This is a genomic window from Geminocystis sp. NIES-3709 (assembly GCF_001548115.1).
Lineage (GTDB): Bacteria > Cyanobacteriota > Cyanobacteriia > Cyanobacteriales > Cyanobacteriaceae > Geminocystis.
Window position 1 is genome coordinate 3,789,064 of the sequence record NZ_AP014821.1, and the last position, 19,772, is coordinate 3,808,835.

At 34.4% G+C, this 19,772-nt stretch carries 12 protein-coding genes and 1 pseudogene; 4 read left to right on the top strand and 9 right to left on the bottom strand.

Annotation, left to right across the window (positions count from 1 at the left end):
* Window positions 1-64: 64 nt before the first annotated feature.
* Both gltB and GM3709_RS16165 read right to left on the bottom strand, forming a co-directional pair.
* Window positions 65-4,669 (bottom strand): glutamate synthase large subunit, encoded by a 4,605-nt coding sequence (gene gltB / locus GM3709_RS16160; RefSeq protein ID WP_066121197.1) that lies wholly within the window; start codon window positions 4,667-4,669, stop codon window positions 65-67.
* Between the two features lie 278 nt (window positions 4,670-4,947).
* Window positions 4,948-6,249, bottom strand: a complete 1,302-nt coding sequence (locus GM3709_RS16165) for a hypothetical protein (protein WP_066121199.1) — start codon at window positions 6,247-6,249, stop codon at window positions 4,948-4,950.
* A 115-nt stretch (window positions 6,250-6,364) separates the two neighbouring features.
* On the opposite strand from GM3709_RS16165, the gene GM3709_RS16170 reads away from it, so the two are divergent.
* The 3 genes from GM3709_RS16170 to GM3709_RS16180 all read left to right on the top strand — a co-directional run bounded on the left by GM3709_RS16170 (window position 6,365) and on the right by GM3709_RS16180 (window position 9,710).
* Entirely contained in the window at window positions 6,365-6,889 is a 525-nt protein-coding gene (locus GM3709_RS16170) for an alpha/beta hydrolase (protein WP_066121201.1), read from the top strand.
* Window positions 6,890-7,059: 170 nt separating this feature from the next.
* Window positions 7,060-7,791, top strand: coding sequence for a heme oxygenase (biliverdin-producing) (locus GM3709_RS16175; protein ID WP_066121203.1), 732 nt, complete (start codon window positions 7,060-7,062; stop codon window positions 7,789-7,791).
* Between the two features lie 413 nt (window positions 7,792-8,204).
* Entirely contained in the window at window positions 8,205-9,710 is a 1,506-nt protein-coding gene (locus GM3709_RS16180) for an iron uptake porin (protein WP_315863049.1), read from the top strand.
* Between the two features lie 156 nt (window positions 9,711-9,866).
* Here GM3709_RS16180 and GM3709_RS16185 read toward each other — a convergent pair whose 3' ends face one another.
* From GM3709_RS16185 to GM3709_RS16210, 6 genes are all read right to left on the bottom strand, one after another.
* Window positions 9,867-10,169, bottom strand: coding sequence for a DNA cytosine methyltransferase (locus GM3709_RS16185; RefSeq protein ID WP_066121205.1), 303 nt, complete (start codon window positions 10,167-10,169; stop codon window positions 9,867-9,869).
* A 58-nt stretch (window positions 10,170-10,227) separates the two neighbouring features.
* A complete protein-coding gene (locus tag GM3709_RS16190; RefSeq protein ID WP_066121206.1) occupies window positions 10,228-11,466 on the bottom strand; it encodes a DNA cytosine methyltransferase in 1,239 nt (412 codons plus the stop codon).
* A 252-nt stretch (window positions 11,467-11,718) separates the two neighbouring features.
* Complete coding sequence (locus tag GM3709_RS16195; protein ID WP_066121209.1) at window positions 11,719-11,985, bottom strand: type II toxin-antitoxin system RelE/ParE family toxin; 267 nt, start codon at window positions 11,983-11,985, stop codon at window positions 11,719-11,721.
* Entirely contained in the window at window positions 11,986-12,201 is a 216-nt protein-coding gene (locus GM3709_RS16200) for a hypothetical protein (protein ID WP_066121211.1), read from the bottom strand.
* Between the two features lie 64 nt (window positions 12,202-12,265).
* Complete coding sequence (gene mfd / locus GM3709_RS16205) at window positions 12,266-15,826, bottom strand: transcription-repair coupling factor (RefSeq protein ID WP_066121213.1); 3,561 nt, start codon at window positions 15,824-15,826, stop codon at window positions 12,266-12,268.
* Window positions 15,827-16,063: 237 nt separating this feature from the next.
* Complete coding sequence (locus GM3709_RS16210; protein ID WP_066121215.1) at window positions 16,064-17,545, bottom strand: DNA phosphorothioation system restriction enzyme; 1,482 nt, start codon at window positions 17,543-17,545, stop codon at window positions 16,064-16,066.
* Window positions 17,546-17,650: 105 nt separating this feature from the next.
* Between GM3709_RS16210 and GM3709_RS16215 the strand changes: the two genes are divergently transcribed.
* A complete protein-coding gene (locus GM3709_RS16215; protein WP_066121217.1) occupies window positions 17,651-18,331 on the top strand; it encodes a hypothetical protein in 681 nt (226 codons plus the stop codon).
* A gap of 280 nt (window positions 18,332-18,611) precedes the next feature.
* Here the strand turns inward: GM3709_RS16215 and GM3709_RS19345 are convergent.
* Window positions 18,612-19,769 (bottom strand): annotated as a pseudogene (locus GM3709_RS19345) (IS630 family transposase).
* Between the last annotated feature and the right edge of the window lie 3 nt (window positions 19,770-19,772).

A 19,772-nucleotide genomic window follows, 5' to 3' on the forward strand; every position in this document is an offset into this window, starting at 1 on the left:
TGGGCATTGCCCACCCTACTTTGTTTAACTCTTTGCGACTTTGCGTCTTTGCGTGAGAAAAACCTTAACTTCCTCCGACTCTGGCAACATCTTGGGCGTTGGCTTCAAAGGCTGCGTTTAAGGCTTCATCCCCTGTTAAACCAGAGTCGATCGCACTTTTTAGCGCCTGTAAAACTCGTTTATAATCTCTTGGCATTACCTTAACAAATTTACCAATATTTTCTTCCCAATTAGTAAGAATTTTTTGGGCTTTTTTACTATTAGTAAATTCGGAATGTTTAGTTATTAATTGTTTCAATTCGGCAATTTCTGAGGCATCGTCAAGGGTTTCTAAACCTACCATTTCCGTATTGCAATGGGAAGCAAAATCGCCCTTTTCATCGAGGATATAGGCAACTCCTCCACTCATACCAGCGGCAAAGTTACGCCCTGTTGAGCCAAGAATTACAACTCGTCCTCCTGTCATATATTCGCAACCATGATCGCCTACTCCCTCAACGATCGCCGTTACACCAGAGTTACGGACACAGAAACGCTCACCTGCAATACCTGAAATATAGGCTTCGCCACTGGTTGCACCGTAAAGGGCTACGTTACCCACGATGATATTATCTTCGGCAGGGAAGGTAGATTTTTTGTCAGGATAGACGATGATTTTACCACCGCTTAAGCCTTTACCGATATAGTCGTTAGCATCTCCTTCTAATTCGAGGGTGACTCCTTTGGGAACAAATGCCCCTAAACTTTGCCCTGCACTACCGATAAAATGCAAATGCACGGTATCTTCGGGTAAGCCTTCCCAATGTTTTTTAGTAATCTCGTTACCTAAAATTGTACCAACCACACGGTTAATGTTTTTAATGGGTAAAGTCGCTTTAACTTTGTCTCCATTTTCGATCGCACCTTTACATAAATCCAGTAAAGTGGTTATATCGAGGGATTGATCTAAACCATGATCTTGTTTAATGGTACAATAACGCCCAACACTAGGATCAACTTCAGGCTGATAAAGGATCGGAGATATATCAATACCTTTAGCTTTCCAATGATCGATCGCACCTTTAGGTTCTAATACATCAGTACGCCCTATCATCTCATCCACTGTGCGGAAGCCTAATTCTGCCATAATTTCCCGCATTTCTTCAGCGATAAACTTCATGAAATTGACGGTATAAGCAGGATCACCTGTAAATTTAGCACGAAGATCAGGATTTTGGGTAGCCACACCCACAGGGCAGGTATTGAGATGACACACACGCATCATGATACAGCCTAACGTGACGAGGGGTGCAGTGGCAAAACCAAATTCTTCAGCACCAAGTAAGGCGGCTACTACCACATCTCGCCCTGTTTTCATTTGTCCATCGGTTTCTACCACGATGCGACTGCGAAGGTTATTTAATAAAAGGGTTTGGTGAGTTTCTGCTAATCCTAATTCCCACGGTAGTCCTGCGTGTTTAATAGATGTGCGAGGAGAAGCCCCCGTGCCTCCGTCATATCCAGAGATTAAGACTACATCGGCTTTTGCCTTAGCAACTCCAGATGCGATCGTACCTACTCCCACTTCAGACACTAATTTGACATTAATTCTTGCGTCACGGTTAGCGTTTTTCAAGTCATGGATTAACTCCGCTAAATCCTCAATGGAGTAAATGTCATGGTGAGGAGGAGGAGAAATTAAACCGACACCGGGGGTAGAATAACGCACTTTGGCAATCCAAGGATAAACTTTTTTGCCAGGTAATTGTCCACCTTCACCCGGTTTCGCACCCTGTGCCATTTTTATCTGTATCTCTTTGGCTTGGGAGAGGTATAAGCTATTAACACCAAAACGTCCACTAGCTACCTGTTTGATGGCACTATTTTTCGAGTCTCCTTCTTCATTAGTCCAAGTATAGCGCTCTGGGTCTTCTCCTCCTTCCCCTGTGTTGGATTTACCGCCGATACGATTCATGGCAATAGCTAAAGATTCGTGAGCTTCTTTGGAAATCGAACCGTAACTCATCGCCCCCGTTTTAAAGCGCTTCATGATGTTTTCGATCGGCTCAACTTCTTCAAGAGGAATAGACTCCCGTTGTTTAAACTCCAATAAGTCACGAAGACGGAAATAGTGCTTACCATGATCATTTATCATTTGAGAATACTTCTTAAAGAGTTGATAATCTCCCAGTTGCACTGCTTGTTGTAAGGTGTGGATAGTTTGGGGATTGAAAAGGTGAGATTCACCATCTTTGCGCCATTGATACTCACCACCAACGTCTAAGGTATGCCCGTTAACTTGTCTTTCAGGGAAAGCGTGGCTATGACGCATAATTGTTTCCTGGGCGATGACTTTTAAATCAACACCTTGTAAACGAGAAGCGGTACGAGTAAAGTATTTGTCAATGATACTCTGATTTAAGCCGACAGCCTCGAAAATTTGTGCGCCTCGATAACTTTGGATGGTGGAAATACCAATCTTGGCGGCAATTTTGATCACCCCTTTGGTAACGGATTTGATGTAGTTATAAACAGCCGTATCATAATCAACCCCTGTCAATGATTTATCTTCAATCATGTGGTTAAGGGTTTCATAGGCGAGGTAGGGATTGATTGCACCGCAACCATAGCCTAACAACAAGGCAAAATGATGTACTTCTTTTGGCTCTGCTGATTCTAAAATTAAGCCTACAAGGGTTCGTGTGCCGTTACGGATGAGATGATGATGTAATCCTGCTACTGCTAATAATGCTGGTATGGGTGCGTTGTTAAAGTCCACCCCTCGATCGCTTAAAATCAAGTGGGTGCATCCCTCTTTAATTGCTTTATCTACTTGATTGAAAATCGCTTCTAAGGCATCTTCTAAGCCTTTTACTCCATCTTTGGGGTTAAATAGAATTGAAACGGTATGAGCTTTAAAACCATCACTGTTTAAATTTTTCAGTTTCACCAATTCTTCATTAGTGATGACAGGAGTTTTGAGGGCGATAAGATGGCAACTTTCGGGCTGAGGATTCAGTAAATTTCCTTCTCTACCGATGGTAGTTTCGGCGGAGGTAATGATTGCTTCTCTAATAGAGTCGATCGGCGGATTGGTTACTTGGGCGAAAAGTTGTTTAAAATAGTCGTATAGAAGTTTGGGCTTATCGCTTAACACAGCTAAAGGCGTATCAACACCCATTGCACCTACTGACTCCACACCAGTTTGCGCCATAGGTACAAGTAACATCCGCAAGTCTTCAAAGGTATAACCGAAGGCTTGTTGTAAGGGAATTAAATCATCATTACCGCCCTCGCCTAGTGGGAGAGGGGTAGGGGTTGAGGGTGAGGGCAATTTATCTAAGGTGTATAAATGTTCATCTAGCCATTTTTGGTAAGGCTTTTGGGTGATGATAGGTTGTTTCACTTCCTCATCGGCAACGATGCGCCCTGCCTCCATATCCACTAAAAACATTTGTCCGGGTTGTAGCCTTCCTTTCGATTCTACTCTTTCTGGCTCAATGGGCAATACTCCGGCTTCTGATGCCATGATGACTAATCCATCTTTGGTGACGATGTAGCGTGATGGACGTAAACCGTTACGATCGAGTATAGCGCCAATTTGCTTACCATCGGTAAATGCGATCGAAGCAGGGCCATCCCAAGGCTCAATTAAACAAGAGTGATATTGATAGAATGCTTTTTTCTGCGCACTCATAGACTCATGCCCACTCCAAGGCTCAGGAATCATCATCATTACCGCATGGGGTAACGAGCGCCCACTTAATACCAACATTTCTAAGGCATTATCAAAGATAAGAGAATCACTACCTTCCATGTTGATAATGGGTTGGATTTTTGCCATATCTTCCCCAAATAACTCCGATTCAAATAAGGCTTGACGAGCGTGCATCCAATTAGTATTACCCCTTAGAGTATTAATTTCGCCGTTATGGGTGATGTAGCGGTAAGGGTGCGCTCTTTCCCAACTTGGAAATGTGTTTGTACTAAAACGAGAGTGGACTAAAGCTAAAGCGGTTTGCAACTCAGGGTTATTCAAATCGAGGTAATATTTGCCTACTTGCTCAGGGCGCAACATTCCTTTATAAACAATAGTACGGCTAGAAATGGTGGCTGGATACCAATAAAGATCAATATTACTTGCTTTTATGACTGCGTGCGATCGTTTTCTGATGACAAACAATTTGCGTTCAAAAGCTAGACTATCATTAAGATTAGGATTTTTAGCGATGAAAACCTGTTGTACATAAGGCTCACAAATTAACGCACTTTTGCCTAAATCTGAGTTATCTGTAGGCACATCACGCCAACCTAAGACTTTTTGCCCTTCTTCAGCGACAACTTGCTCAAATAACGCTCTCGCTTTTAATCTCACCTCTTCTTTAGGGGAAGTAAAAATCATACCCACTGCATAGTTACCCACTTCAGGCAAAGCAAAACCTAATTTCTCGGCTTCTTTGCTCATAAATTCATGGGGTAACTGCATTAAAATCCCCGCACCATCGCCCGTGTTAGGCTCTGCACCACAGCCCCCCCGATGATCTAAATTGATTAAAATAGTTAAGGCTTGTTGTACTGTATCATGGGATTTCTTCCCGTATTTATGCACCACGAAACCCACACCACAGGCATCGTGTTCATTTTGTGGATCATATAATCCCTGTTTTTCTGGTATTAAACTATAAGTCATGATTGCTTCCTAAAATTTGGTGTTACTGCTGAAATATAAAGAAAATTTTAAGTCTAGCTCTTTATTTCTTTTTACTCGTTTATCTACACATTATAGGAAGATTTCTCGATCGAACTGTTTTTTTTGTCAGAAAGTTAATATAAGGTTAAGTTTTTTTAAGTTTGTGGGAAGTTAGGAGATGTCACCAATTAGAACTTAAAATAAGGTTGTTGCTGAATAATCACTTTATGTATAAATCAAATCATATTTTAATTCAGTAATATAGTATTTTTATCAATTTAATTATTACCTAATCTTTTACGCCATTCTTCATCTATTTTATTTCTTTGTTCTAGTTGTTGATCTAATAAATCTTTTTCTGTAGAATAAGCGAGATTTTCTTCACTAATAATTGTCTGATTAGCAAATTGTTGTGCATAATTAATTTTTAACTCTAATTCTTTGCTAGATTTAAGTAAATTCGCTTTTTCTTCCCGTTGATAGTTTCTCTGATTAACTTTATTATTACGATTTTTTAGCCAAAAATAACGTATTAAGGGAATAGTTAAATAACTAATACCGTAAGTTAATAATAGAGGATAAAGAAAGTCAACAAATAAAATTAAACCTCCTATTTCTTGGGCTACTTCTGGAGTTAATAATGAGCCTAATACTAGAGCTAATACTATATTAATTATACCTAAACCGATCGCTAATATTTTTTGACTACTATTGGCTTGACTAAATTGCCAAAGATTTTCTTTTAGATAAGGAGAAACGGATACTTTTCCTCTTACTTCTGCCTTAACTTGCAACTCAGGAAAATAATAAATGATTTCACCCTTTTCTGACACTTCTGGATAACCATTAAAACGAATTAAAGCTGGTAAAATATAACCTTCATCTCTTTCATTATAAATATTAATATTATCTAAATAAGGTGCTAATTGTTCTGCTATGATTGCACCATTATTATTTTGGATTACTGTGGCTATTTCTCGCCAACGTTTTTCTTCTAAATTAGGATTAGGATTACCGTCACCAAATAGAAAAGAATAAATTGATTCTAAAAAATTAAGCTCATTTTCTTTAGAATTACTCAATTGTCTTTGATAACGTCTTTGTTGGTAATTAGGGGTAAATATCCAGAAAATATCAGGAGAAAACCAAAACCGTGGAAAAAACAAAAATCCTCCTCCATTTCTGGAACTTGAGTTATTATCATCATCATTTTTGCTATTAACAGCTATTACTATCACCACAATAGCAATAAGCATTAATAAAATAGAAGAAACTAATAAAATTCCGAAGGATATTCTAATTAAATAAAAGATAATTTTCCATGCTTTTTCTAACCATTTCTGCCAACGTAATTGCCAATATTTATTTCTTAAAATACTACGAAAATTAGAGGGAAATAAATAAGCGATATCTCCTGTTTCTGCAACTTGTAAATTACCGTTGGTATCTGATGCTAGATTTAATAATTCTTGTTGCACAACTTTAACATCTAATCCTGATTTAGTGGCAACATCTCCGATCGTAACTCGATAGTTTAATTCTTCGATCGACTGCATAATAGCAGAATTTGGACTATTCATACTTAAATAATTAGGAATTATAATTTTTATGATCAACTATCAATTATCCTAGAACTTTTTTTGAAAATTTACGTCTAGTCAAGTAGATTTAAAATTATCTGATTAACTATAATAAATGTTTTCTTTAACTCGTTATTCTTTAACACTCTCTATTTTAATCGCTTTTGTCTTTAATCCCCTTAAAGGTGCGATCGCCTCTGACACAATTATCTTGAAATATAGCTTGTTACGGCAGTCTATTCCTGTAGAAGATTTAACTATTTTTTGTGAAACAGGAGAAACTTCTTCGGATTTAAGTCATTTTCTTCGATTAGCAAATCAACCATCTGAGAAGGTAAAAAATACCCTTTGTCGTCAAATTCCTGTTAATGGCGTAATGCTATCAAAAATATTGAATAATCCCTTCGGAGGAGTGGTTTTAGATGTTTTTTCCGAAGTTGTTACAACTCCCAGTGAAAAAGCTAGTCGTGAATCCTTAAGAGGTGCAGTGATTACATCTGCCTTAAAAGATAATAATATTAGCATTATGGAAGTAGCACAAAACTATCCTACCACAGAACTTCATATTAATGGCGATCGTCTGATGGAAATTTACAGTCAATTAGAAGGTATTTTGGGAAGTATTCCTTTGCCTAAATAGAAAGTTATTGACAAAAAAAACTTAATGTGCGTTATTCGTCGAAGATAAAAATGTAAAAAATCTTAATGTAAAGTGGGCTTAATTCAGTTTAAGGTGAAAAATTAACAAGAAAAATGTTTTTGTAAATTTTTATAACTAGAGTCTCAGAAAATAAATAAGGATAAAAGAAAATGAGTGTTAATTTAGCCACCATGTTAAAAGAAGGTACAAAAAAATCCCATTCTATGGCTGAAAATATGGGATTTATTAAGTGCTTCCTTAAAGGAGTTGTTGAGAAAAATTCTTATCGTAAGTTAGCGGCAAATCTTTATTTTGTCTATGGTGCCATGGAGGAAGAAATGGAGCGTTTAAAAGATCATCCTCTTGTTAGCAAAATCTATTTTCCGGAGTTAAATCGTGAGTCCAGTTTAGCAAAAGACCTTCAATTCTATTATGGCAGTAACTGGAAAAATGAAATTTCTATTACTCCTAATGGACAAGCCTACGTCGATCGAATCCATGAAATTGCTAATACTGCACCTGAATTATTTGCCGCTCATTCCTATACACGTTATTTAGGAGATCTTTCTGGCGGACAAATCTTAAAAAATATTGCAGAAAAAGCCATGAATTTGGATGGAGAAGGTACTGCTTTTTATGAATTTGAAACCATCACTGATGAAAAAGCCTTCAAAAATATGTATCGTCAAGCCTTAAATGATTTACCCGTAGATCAAGAAACTGCCGATCGTATTGTACAAGAAGCTAACGAGGCTTTTGGTATGAACATGAAAATGTTCCAAGAATTAGAAGGTAATTTGGTTATGGCGATCGGTAAAATGTTATTTAATAGCTTAACATCTCGTCGTCGTCGTGGCAGTAATGACTCTACTAATAGTGGTGAATTAGCTACCGCCGAATAGAAATTAACTCCATCAAAATAAGGGGATAAAACAAAGAATCGATACCCTTACTCATAATTCAATTAATGAGTTTTTCCATAGAATTATAGTACCTTCTTCAGCAAAATTGGGGAAGGTATTGATTTTAAAGCAAACATTTAGACTTATTTTGAATTTTATATTCATGGGATTAGTAATTAAGATATAACAAAAGTAAAGAATATAACACCTAACTATTCTTTTGGTTATCCTCCCTCGGAGTATTGAAAAAGATAATCATTATCAAATATAATATACTCTCATAACTTAACCTTGTGAGGAGTCAAACTATAGTGAATAGTAAATTATTAACAACATCTACTTTAATTAGTAGTTTTTTTATATCTTGTTTGGGAGAAATCATACCAAATAAAAGAGTATTTGCTTCTACCCCAATCGATATTTTAGAACAAATAGACGAATATCAATTAAACACCCAAAAATCTCAAGTAACCTCTGTTTCTCAGTTAAGGGATGTATCTCCAACAGATTGGGCTTTTGAAGCCTTAAGAAGTTTAGTGGAAAGGTATGGTTGTATTGTAGGGTATCCCGATCAAACTTTCAGAGGAAATCGTGCTTTGAGTCGTTATGAATTTGCGGCAGGGTTAAATGCTTGTATGCAACAAATGGAGCGTTTAATTGCCGCCAGTGAATCGGTAATGAAAGAAGACATCGAAAAACTAAAACGATTAATGGCAGAATTTGAAACAGAATTAGCCACTTTAGGCGCAAGAGTTGATAACCTAGAAGGTAGAGTGGCATTTTTGGAAGATCATCAATTTTCCACTACCACCAAGTTAAGTGGAGAAGTTATTTTTGGATTAGCAAGTATCTTCAACGGACAAAAAAACGGCGGTACAGAAAATATAGAACAAGTACCCGTATTAGGAAATCGTACAAGAATAGAATTAAGTACCAGTTTCACTGGTAAAGACTTACTTTACACTCGTTTAGCTACAGGTAATTTTCCAGATTTTAGTGTACCAGCTAACACTCAACAAGCTAGTTTAGCATTTGCTCAACCAGATGATAATGACGTAGCAGTAGAAGTATTAAACTATAATTTCCCTCTCAATGATAATATTACTCTCTGGTTAGAAGGGGCTGGAGGAGCATTTGATGATTTTACTAACACTCTCAGTATTTTAGACGGTGATGGTGGTAGTGGTGCATTATCTAGTTTTGGTACTCGTAACTTAGCTTATTATCAAGGAGAAGGAGCTGGTTTAGCCTTAGAAGGTAAATTTGGTCAATTTGGTTGGAGTTTAGGCTATTTAGCCACGGATGCTAACAGTCCAGAAAAAGGTAACGGTTTATTTAATGGAGCTTACGGTATCTTAGGGCAAGTAGGTTATTATCCTAACGATAAATTTGGGGTAGCTTTTGCTTATGGTCAAGGTTACAATACTTTTGGCATTGGTGAAAATACCCGTAGTTTTGCTGAAGTGATTGCCGATAGTCCCATTAACACTTCTCATAATATTTATACTTTAACCATGTCATGGCAATTAGCAGAAAAATTTGTATTAGGTGCATGGGGAGGATATTCTAACGTAAGAACTCTTAACTCTTTTTCTGATGGAGATGTGAATATATCCCGTGGCAGTTCGGATATGTGGTATTGGGCGGCAACCTTAGGCTTTCCCGACTTATTCAAAGAAGGTAATTTAGGGGGAATTATTATTGGGATGCAACCTTGGCAAACTAATTCCACTATCAGAAATAATGATGTCAGATTGGATAATGAGGATACTTCTTTTCACATTGAGGCATTTTATGAGTATGCAGTGACTGACAATATTAAAATTACTCCGGGGGTAGTCGTTGTTACAAATCCTTCTAATGACACCCGTAATGATCCTTTAGTTATTGGTGCATTACGCACTACTTTCACCTTTTAATTAATTAGAAGGGAGGTGCTACTGATTTGAGCTATGAATCTTAATTTTGTAACTTTTTACTAATTTTAAATTACTCAAAAAATAAAGAATTTGAGCAACTAAAAAAGTAAGATAAATATAGTTTTCATATCTTGATTCAGTAACGTCAGATATTTATTAAGTACATAATAAACCTAAATCTAATAAAGACATTTGTTTTGCTTTTAATGGATATTTTAAAGTATAATCAATATTGAATAATTGACAAAGAAAACCAGCTAATAAAATGTCAAAATTAGGAATAGTTTTTATATCTATTTCTCTTATATCTCCAGCAGGTATTTCTTCAAAGTTATTAAAATATATTTCTCTAGCATGGGAATCAATTTTTGAACTAAATACACATTGAAAACCGACTTTTTCAAAACCTAATCTGAATCCTCCAATTCCTGCAAATAAATCAATAAATTTATAACTCATTTTCTAATTCCTCTATAAGTTGATATTAACAACTCTTTATAGTTCATTTTTATATTAATTATTTAACAATACTAATCTTTCTTTTTTTAGGAATTATAACATTAAGAATATTCCAATAGCTTGATGCTTTATCCATGTTATATTCCATAAATTTTAATTCAATTTTTTCTAATTTTCTTATTTCTAATTGGTTAATATCTACTTCTAAAATCTTAATTATTTCGTCTCCAATGGCTTTAGCTAACATAGGAATAACTGCATTACCAATTTCTCGGAAACCATGCCAAATTGTCTCATGAAATAAAAACCAATCAGGAAATGTATGCAATCGAGCTGCCTCCCTTACTGTAATACATCTGGGTTGACTGTAGTGAATTGGACGGGCGGCAGTATATGCCCCTTTGTCTCTGGCAGTTCCTGCTCTTAACGTATTACATAATCCTGTAGGAGAAAGTTTCAAAAAGCGACTGGTTTTCTCTACATTTCCTTGGGGGGTTAACTGAAAACGCTCTATGGATTTTTCTGTATGATTTGAACCTACATGATTATAGATAAAATTATCTCGTTGTCGATGATGACATAATTGATAGATTCCTTGAGAATTTAAGGCAAAATTACGTCTAAATCCTGAATAATCCAGTTTTTTTGAGTCTATACCTTTATTTTCCCCGATAAACGCTGGAAAAAAAACTAAATCCTTGATGGCACTTTCTACATTATTAAACTCTTGAGTTTCAAGGGGATAACTAACGGGTTTCACATCATGACGACTACCCATGAGAATTAAGCGTTTTCGTTTTTGAGGAGCACCAAAAAGACTAGCATCAAGGATTTTAACGGGTTTAGCGATGTGATAACCGATATTCTCAAATTCTGTAATTAATTCTGCTAAAAATTGTTGATGTTTTCCCACTGCAATACCGGGTACATTTTCAAAGATAAAATATTTTGGTTTTAAGTCTTTTATTACTCTAAAATATTCAAAAACTAAAGAATTACGAGGATCATCTAGCTGTCTTTTTCCCATTAAAGAAAAACCTTGACAGGGTGGACCACCTGCGATTAAATCAATATCATTATCAACTCCTTTTTGTTTAAGAATATCCTTTAAATAATCAGTTTTTAAGTTATTTATATCTTCACAAATAGTGGTAGTGTAGGAAAAATTAAGATGATGAATTAAGGCGTGAATTGCATCAAATTCTACCGCTAGGGCGACATCAAATCCGGATGCTTCTAAACCTAAAGACATTCCACCACATCCAGAAAATAAATCGATCGCTATAGGTCTTTTCATCAATTATACTGAGGAGAATTAAACTGCTATTTAACTTTAAAGGTAAAGGGTTTTTATTTCAATACTACGCTTATTGTAAAAAATTACAATTTGTCAAACTCATTAATCGTTAATCCTACTTTTTTAAGAATCTAGTCTAGTAAAAATAGTGAAACAAAGAGGCTCGAAGCAGATATTTATGGAAAGAAACAAATGCCTATAATTGATGTCTAATAAAACAGTAATTTTTTGTACATTTTTTTATTTAAACAACTAATTTACATTATAAATATCACGACGATGACCAATTCTATTAATAAAAATTAATTGATTTTCTCTTTCAAACTCATAAATAATTCGATAATCTCCTACTCTTAATTTATAAAATCCTGATAATTGCCCTGTTAGAGATATAGGCGTAATTTGTTCAAAATTTTTCGCTAACCACGAAATTTTATTTAAAATACGGATTCGCACTACTTGAGTTAAATTATCTAAATCATTAATCGCCTCTTGCTCAAAATTGACAGAATAATTCATTTAATTTTCTATTCCGTACTTTTTATAAACTTCCTCTGATGATATAGTTAATTTAGCTTTTAGTCGTTTATTTCGGATGTCTAATAAACTTTGTTTAAAAGATTCTTTAATTTCCAAACCATCATCAGGATCACATAAGTATTCATCGAGAATTTCATCAACTGTGTTACGAATAAACTGTTGTAACTGTTCTGTCGTCATTTCTTTTATTTGCATAGTATCTAATTCCAATGAAATATATAGTTGATTATATCAATTAGAACTCAAAACGTTGAAATACTTACTCCGCTACAAGATAATTAAACCAACTGTTAAGACTATCTAACTGTTGACTGGCTTTCATTGCACCTAAACCTCTGACAATCACCTTATTTTTGCCATAAACAAAACGATTTTGTATATGTTTAGGTAACTTAGCATTCAATAATTGCCATGCGGGTTCTTGCATTGGTGTTTCAAGAATAATATTTTGTTTGCCCTCTAATTTTATCCGTGAAAAGCCGATCGATTTTGCTTTTAATTTCAATTGAGCTACTTGTAATAATTGTTGAGCAGGTTCAGGTATATCTCCATATCTGTCTCGCCAATCTGATTCTATCTGTCTAATTTCCTTCTCACTAGATATAGTTGCGATCGCACGATAAGCATCCATTTTTTGTTCTAAATCGGGAATATAACGAGTAGGAATTAAAGCGTTGAGTTGTAAATCAACTTGAGTGTCTTCTACTTGCGGAATTTCCTGTCCTTGAATTTCGTTGATGGCTTCTTTTAACATTTCGGTGTACATTTCAAAACCGATAGCCTCCATTTGCCCAGATTGCTCTGCACCCAATAAGCTACCAACTCCCCGAATTTCCATGTCACGCATAGCTAAATGATAACCTGATCCGAGTTGCGAAAACTCCTGTAACGCCCGTAGTCTTTTTCGAGCTACGTCTGATAAAGTCTCATTATCGGGATATAATAGCCAAGCATGAGCCTGTATGCCCGATCGTCCAACTCTTCCTCTAAGCTGATAAAGTTGAGCTAATCCAAATTTTTGGGAATCTTCAATGATTATGGTGTTAACTCTCGGAATATCCAGTCCTGACTCTACGATCGTCGTACATACTAACAAATCTGCCTCACCATTATTAAATGCCAACATGGTAGTTTCTAACTCCCCTTGGTGCATTTGTCCATGAGCAATGGCAATTCTGAGGCTAGGAATCATTGCCTGAAGCATTTTTATTACGTCTTCCATGCCTTCGATACGAGGTAAAACGTAGAAAATTTGCCCTCCCCTATCTAATTCATTGCGAATAGCAGTACGAATCACCGCCTGATTGAAGGGTAAAATATGGGTTTTGATGGGGCGACGACTAGGAGGAGGAGTGGTAATTAAACTCATTTCTCGCACCCCAGAAATGGACATATAAAGAGTACGGGGAATGGGGGTAGCACTGAGGGTTAAAACATCGATCGATGCTTTCATAGCTTTAATTTTTTCTTTTTGATTAACCCCAAATCTTTGCTCTTCATCTACTACTAATAAACCTAAATCTTTATATTTAATTTTATTGCTTAAAACTCCTTGAGTGCCGACAACAATATCTAATTCTCCTGTTGCTAATTTTTGGACAATTTCTTTTTTTTCTGATTCTGTACGGAAACGATTTAATAAGCCGATATTAATAGGATAAGGGGAAAATCTTTCGACTAATGTATGGTAATGTTGTTGAGATAAAATTGTGGTAGGAGCGATAAAAACTACTTGTTTATTTCCTGCTGTTACCGCCTTAAAAATTGCTCGAATTGCCACCTCAGTTTTACCAAAACCCACGTCACCACAAACTAATCTATCCATAGGGCGATCATTTTCCAAATCCTTTTTAACATCGTGAATTGCTTTTAATTGATCTGGTGTTGGTTGGTAAGGAAAAGAGTCTTCTAATTCTGTTTGCCAAGGAGTATCTTCAGGGTAAGAAAAGCCTTTTAATTCAGCTCTTTTTGCATATAATTGCACTAAGTCAAAGGCTAATTTTTTAATGGATTTTTTAACTTTATTTTTAACATTTATCCATTCTCTTCCAGACATTTTATTTAACTTTGGTTGTGCTTCTCCTGTATGTCTATAGCGAGAAACAAGCTCTAAACTATCGGCGGGAACTCTCAATAAACCATCACTATATTGAATAACTAAATATTCTCTTCCCTCATAAATTTCTAACTCTAAAAATTGTCCTAATCCATGATATTTATGAACAATAAAATCTTTGGGTCTTAACTTGTCTAAATCAACTTGTTTTGATGCCGCTTGACGACGTTTTCTGATATAAGTGGGACTGGCTAAATTATGTTGTCCAAAAAACTCTCGATCGGTAATAATTGCAATACGAAAAGTAGGTAAAATAAAACCTTCTAACTCTGCTTGTCCTGAGTATTTTAAAGCAACAGAAGTATTTTGACGATGGAGCTTTTCAATCATACTAAAATCAATAGGATTTGGGATAAATTGAGCGAAGCAATCATGCTCTTGTAATAAAGCAACAGAGCGAGAAGGTTGGGCAGAAATTAACCATTTATTATACTTACTTAAATCAATAGTATTATAAACTTCTTTTTTTCCTCTTAAAATCTCTGCTAATTTAGCAAATTGATGGGGAGAAACAGGTAAAGTACGGCTCGATAAATTAATAGTAGGTATCTCATTTTCGATAATTTCTAAAGCAATTTCTGATAGATAAATTTGAGGATATTTAATCAACTCTAAAGAAGTAGAAAAATCTCGATGAATCTTCGGAATAGCCCCTAAATCCCCAATATTAAGAACTTGATTTTCTCCTCCAGAATTGGGAGTTGGGGTGCTTGATTCTACCTTCTCCCTATGGGCGAGGGAGTTTTGTAATTGCCATTTTTCTTGGGCTTGTTCTACCCAAATTCGACTATGAGCTTGACATTGTTCTACTTCGTCAATAGCAACGATCGAATTATCGGGGAAATAGTCTAAAATCGAGGCGACATGACCATTTTCACCATTAAAAGCTAACCCTAAAAAACGAGTCATACCTTCGGGATAAATGCCATTTTCTAAATTTTCTTGCTCAGAAGTGCTAATAAATGGTTTAATAATTTCTACAATGGGTAAATTCTGACTAATTATACCTTTCCATGTGGTGGGAGTTAGGGTTAATTCATCAATTTTGTCTAAACTTCGTTGGGATACGGGATCAAATTCTCGTAAATTCTCTAATTCATCGCCAAAAAACTCTAATCTCACGGGTAATTCGGCAGATACTGGAAAAATATCGATTAAATCACCTCTTTTACTCCATTGTCCTTCGATTTCCACGAGGTTAACTCGATCGTAACCCATCTTTGCTAAAGTTAGCTCTATATTCTTAGTCTCTAACGTCATCGCTTTGTGCAAATTTAAGCAATAGTCTGCAAACACCGATGGAGGCGGTAAATGAGGTTGTAAGGCTTTTTCTGTGGTAACAATCGCTAAGGGTAAACTTGTAACATCTTGCTTAATAAGAGTTGAAAGAGTCTGCATCTGTCCCCAAATCATTTCGGATTCGCCATTAAAAGCCTCATAGGGACTGGCTTCAGTGGTAGGATAGAAAAAAACCTGTTTATAGCCCATTAACTCAATATTTGCCATGTAACGAGCGGCTTCTTCAATAGTAGCACAAACAATCAGTAAATTTTTTTGTTGAGTTTGAGCAATAGCTACGGTAACTAAACCTTTCGGTAAACGAGCAATCCCTTGTAAATTCAGCTTTTTACTAATGTTGAGTTTCTGGATTAATTCTGTAGTTAAAGGTGATTTTGCGATCGCACGAAGGACAGAGTTGAACATGAATTAACGATTGATAAAGACAAAGAAACAAACATTACCATATATCATTATAAAGACTAATACTATAGCCATAGGCAGAAATTTAAGCTACACCGAAAATAGTGATTTTTTTTACTAATACTAAAATAAAATTATAGTTTTAGAAATTTTACTAAAAGGGAGATTCCCTTTAAAAACTAAGGTGCAAAAAAGGAATCAAGACATTATTTAAGAGATTTATTGGGTGAAAGTAAACTATTAAAGACCAAAATTTTCTTGTAAAGTGGTAAAAATTTCGATCGCATTTTCTGCATTATTAGCTAAAGACGCAAACTCTATAAATCTTTTTAACTCTTTTTTGAGTAAATTACGCTCAATTTCCCATACTTCTCGCTCTAACATCGGTGGTATGACGATCATATCAAATAAAGTAGCTTCTTTTTTGCCATTATAAGGGCGTAAAATTCTGCCTCGTCGTTGGATAAATTGACGAGGATTAGTACTACTAGCCAAGATTACGGCATTTTCAATCATGGGAATGTCTATACCTTCATCTAAACAACGAATTGCCACTAATCCCTGTAATTCTCCTGATATTAACTGTTTTTTGATTTTTTCTCTTTCTTCTAAAGGTGTTTCAGCCGTGTAGATGTTGACTCGGTAGTTTAATTCTTTTCCTAAAATTCTAGTGACAGCTTCTAGTTGTCTTTCATTTTGATTAATATGCCCATCTCCGCAATAAAATAGAGTTGCTTTCATATCTAACCTGTTTTTCATCAATGCTTTTAAAGCGATTAATTTATTACTGGCAGTAGCAATTAATCTCGATCGTCTGAGTAATAATGCTTTAAGATTATGGTTATCCTCAAGGTTATTATTTTCGGATAAAGCCCAACCAATTTTTTTTGTTAATTTAGCATAATGTAGAGCTTCTTTGTCAGTTAATTCGACTAAAATAGGATGGTAATTATATTTTACTAAAGCCTGTTTTTCTATGGCATTTTTTAGGGTAAATTCTGGTTGTAAAACTTTGCCGAAATAGTTGACTAAAAAGTCGGTGCCATCTTCATCAAAATGTCTTTCAGGAGTAGCAGATAAAGCTAATCTTAAACCAATATTGTCAGGTAAAGATGATAATAAACGAGGTGATCCTAAATTATGAGCTTCATCTCCCACTATTAAGGTTTTTTCAGGAAAAAAAGGTAATTGACCTTGAAATCGATCGCTGATAAAAGTAGAATAAGTGGTAATAATAGTTAAAAATTTTTGTTTATTTTGATGAATATTATAAAGTTGTCGTGATAATTCTCCATGCCAACTATAAGCACTTTCAAAGGCTAAAATTGGTAATAAATTAAATTTTTCTGCTTCTTCTGTCCACTGTAAAACTAGGTGTCGAAAAGGACAAATAACTAATAAAACTTGTAAATTAATTTGTCGATATAATTCTTCGTTAATAGCTAAAGCTGTGATAGTTTTTCCACTACCTGTAGCCATTTTTAAAATACCTCGTCCTCGATTTTTTAACCAATTTTCAATAGCCTGTTGTTGATAGTCTCTTAAAATCAAGTTATCAGGAAATTTAGGAATACCTGTTACATCTTTTTTATAATGATAGATATATTTTTTCTCAGCTAATTTATGATTATATTTATCTCTAAAATTATTAGCTAATTTATGCCAATCAACAGATAAAATATTCTCTTTTTCAGTAGATAAAAAACTATGTTGAGATTCCATAAAATAAAATTCTTTGCGTCTTTGCGTCTTTGCGAGAGACAATATTAACTATAATATATCAATTGAATCTAAATAATTCATCATCTTAAACTTATTAGAATTTTTATGTCTTTATTTGATAATGTCTTAATTTTAGTCTGCGGTGGTTCAGAATTTAAAGCTGTGAATAAAGGATTAAGAACACAAAGTGGCGTACTACGATCAAGTAATCTTAATCATAAAATTCTGAGTTTACCGATAGGAATAAATCCTGTAAAGAAAAAATTAAAACTATTAAATAATCAAGAAAATATTGTTTTATTAATTGGCTTAGGAGGTAGTTTATCACCTAAATATAAAGTAGGAGACGTCTTAATTTATGAAAGTTGTAGTTATATAAAAAATCAAGAAAAAATTGCAATAAAAGATTGCGATCAAGAATTAAATAATTGTTTAAAAAATATCTTAAATGTTCCGATTGTCAAGGGAATTACTACAGATAAGTTAATTAATTCTAGTATAGAAAAAGCAAATCTTAATTTATGGGGTGATGTGGTGGATATGGAAAGTTTCGCTGTGATGAGTCATTTTAAGTCTGTATCAGTAGTAAGAATTATTAGTGATAATTATGATGATAATTTACCTGACTTAAACAGTGCTATTAATGAAGAAGGTATACTAGATAATCTAAAAATGTCGATCGTATTTATCAAAGAACCGATTAAAGCATTAACTTTAATTAAAAATGCCCTAATTAGTCTAAAAAAACTGGAGAAAATAACTAAAAAAATAAGTATTGAGTCTTAAGTAAAATATATAGAAATTCTAAATAAGAAATGCAAAATTACTTATTAAAAATCTAACAGATTAAAGGTTAAATCTTTTGATAACTTTTTAATTTTATGGTTGATTTTCTAATATCAAATTATAATAAATTAAGTTAAAATCTATCTAAGTTTACTGTTAACAATGGATAAAAGTTTCTGTCCTTTTTATGAATTTCAAAAAAATGCAATTTTTACGGGTATTAGCTGATCTTACATTATCTATAGCAATTCTCGTTATCATGAGGTAAGCTAAGACGCATTTAACTTACATTGATTAATTCACCCTTATTCTTAAATTTTTTACTCCAATTAATTACTAAACCTCCTTCATTTAATAAGTAATTTACTGTTTTTTCTAGCTGTTCTTTATTTTCAAAGTTTCTATAAGCTATATATTCCTTTGCCGAATGCCACACTAATTCTATTAAGTTATAATCTGGACTATATACCGGTAAATATTCTAGTCTTATATTCGGTAGATTTTTTTCTATTTTTTCTACTATTTCCTTTTTTTTATGGAAACTTGCGTTGTCTAATATTATGATTATTTTCGGACCACATTCTTTAAAATCTTTTTCATCATTTCCCTTACTTACCCATTCATTTTTTATTTCTTCCCATAACTTTTTTAATTGTTCACAAAACGTTTCTGAATCACCTTTTTTTATTACAAAACATCTTCTTTTTTTATCCGAATATCTTATTCCTCCCATGATATTTACTCTTCCTCTTCTTCTTTCTCCCTTCACCTTTTTTCTTTTTCCTTTTTTCGTCCATGTTTTTCTTCTTATCACCCTTAAACTAAAACCACATTCATGAGGGGCTGTGTGGCGAATTTAGTTCGCCACTTTAAACGCCCCATCCCAAAACCATACTTGAACTAACTCAGGATTCTCTTTACCTATTTCTATGTAATGTTCTAATTTTTCTTTAAATGCTTTTCTTTGTTCTTGATTTTGTTTGTCTTCTAAACTATATTTTCCCCAAATATAACTATACTTTTTTCTTTTTAATATCCTCACTACTTGTGATTTGCTTAATTTAATTCCTGTTTCTTTTTCCAAATGTTCTGATAATCTTTGCCCCGTCCATCGACCAAAATCATATCCAAAATCTTCAGGATTTTTATCAACTACTTCTAATAATCTTTCAATATATTTATCCGTTGCTTTTGTTTGGTTTCCTTTTCTTCTTTTATCTTGCAATGAATCTACATTATTAGGATTACCATGAACTGCCCAGTAAGCCACCGTTTTGGGGGAACAACCCAAAAAAACTGCTATTTCTTGATAATTTTTACCATCATTCTCTAATAAAAATATTAAAATTCTTTCCCTGACTTCCGATCTCTTTTCTATTTTTAAAGCATCTTGTAGATACTTTCTTTCTTCCTCTGACAAAAAATTTTTAGAAGGCATAAA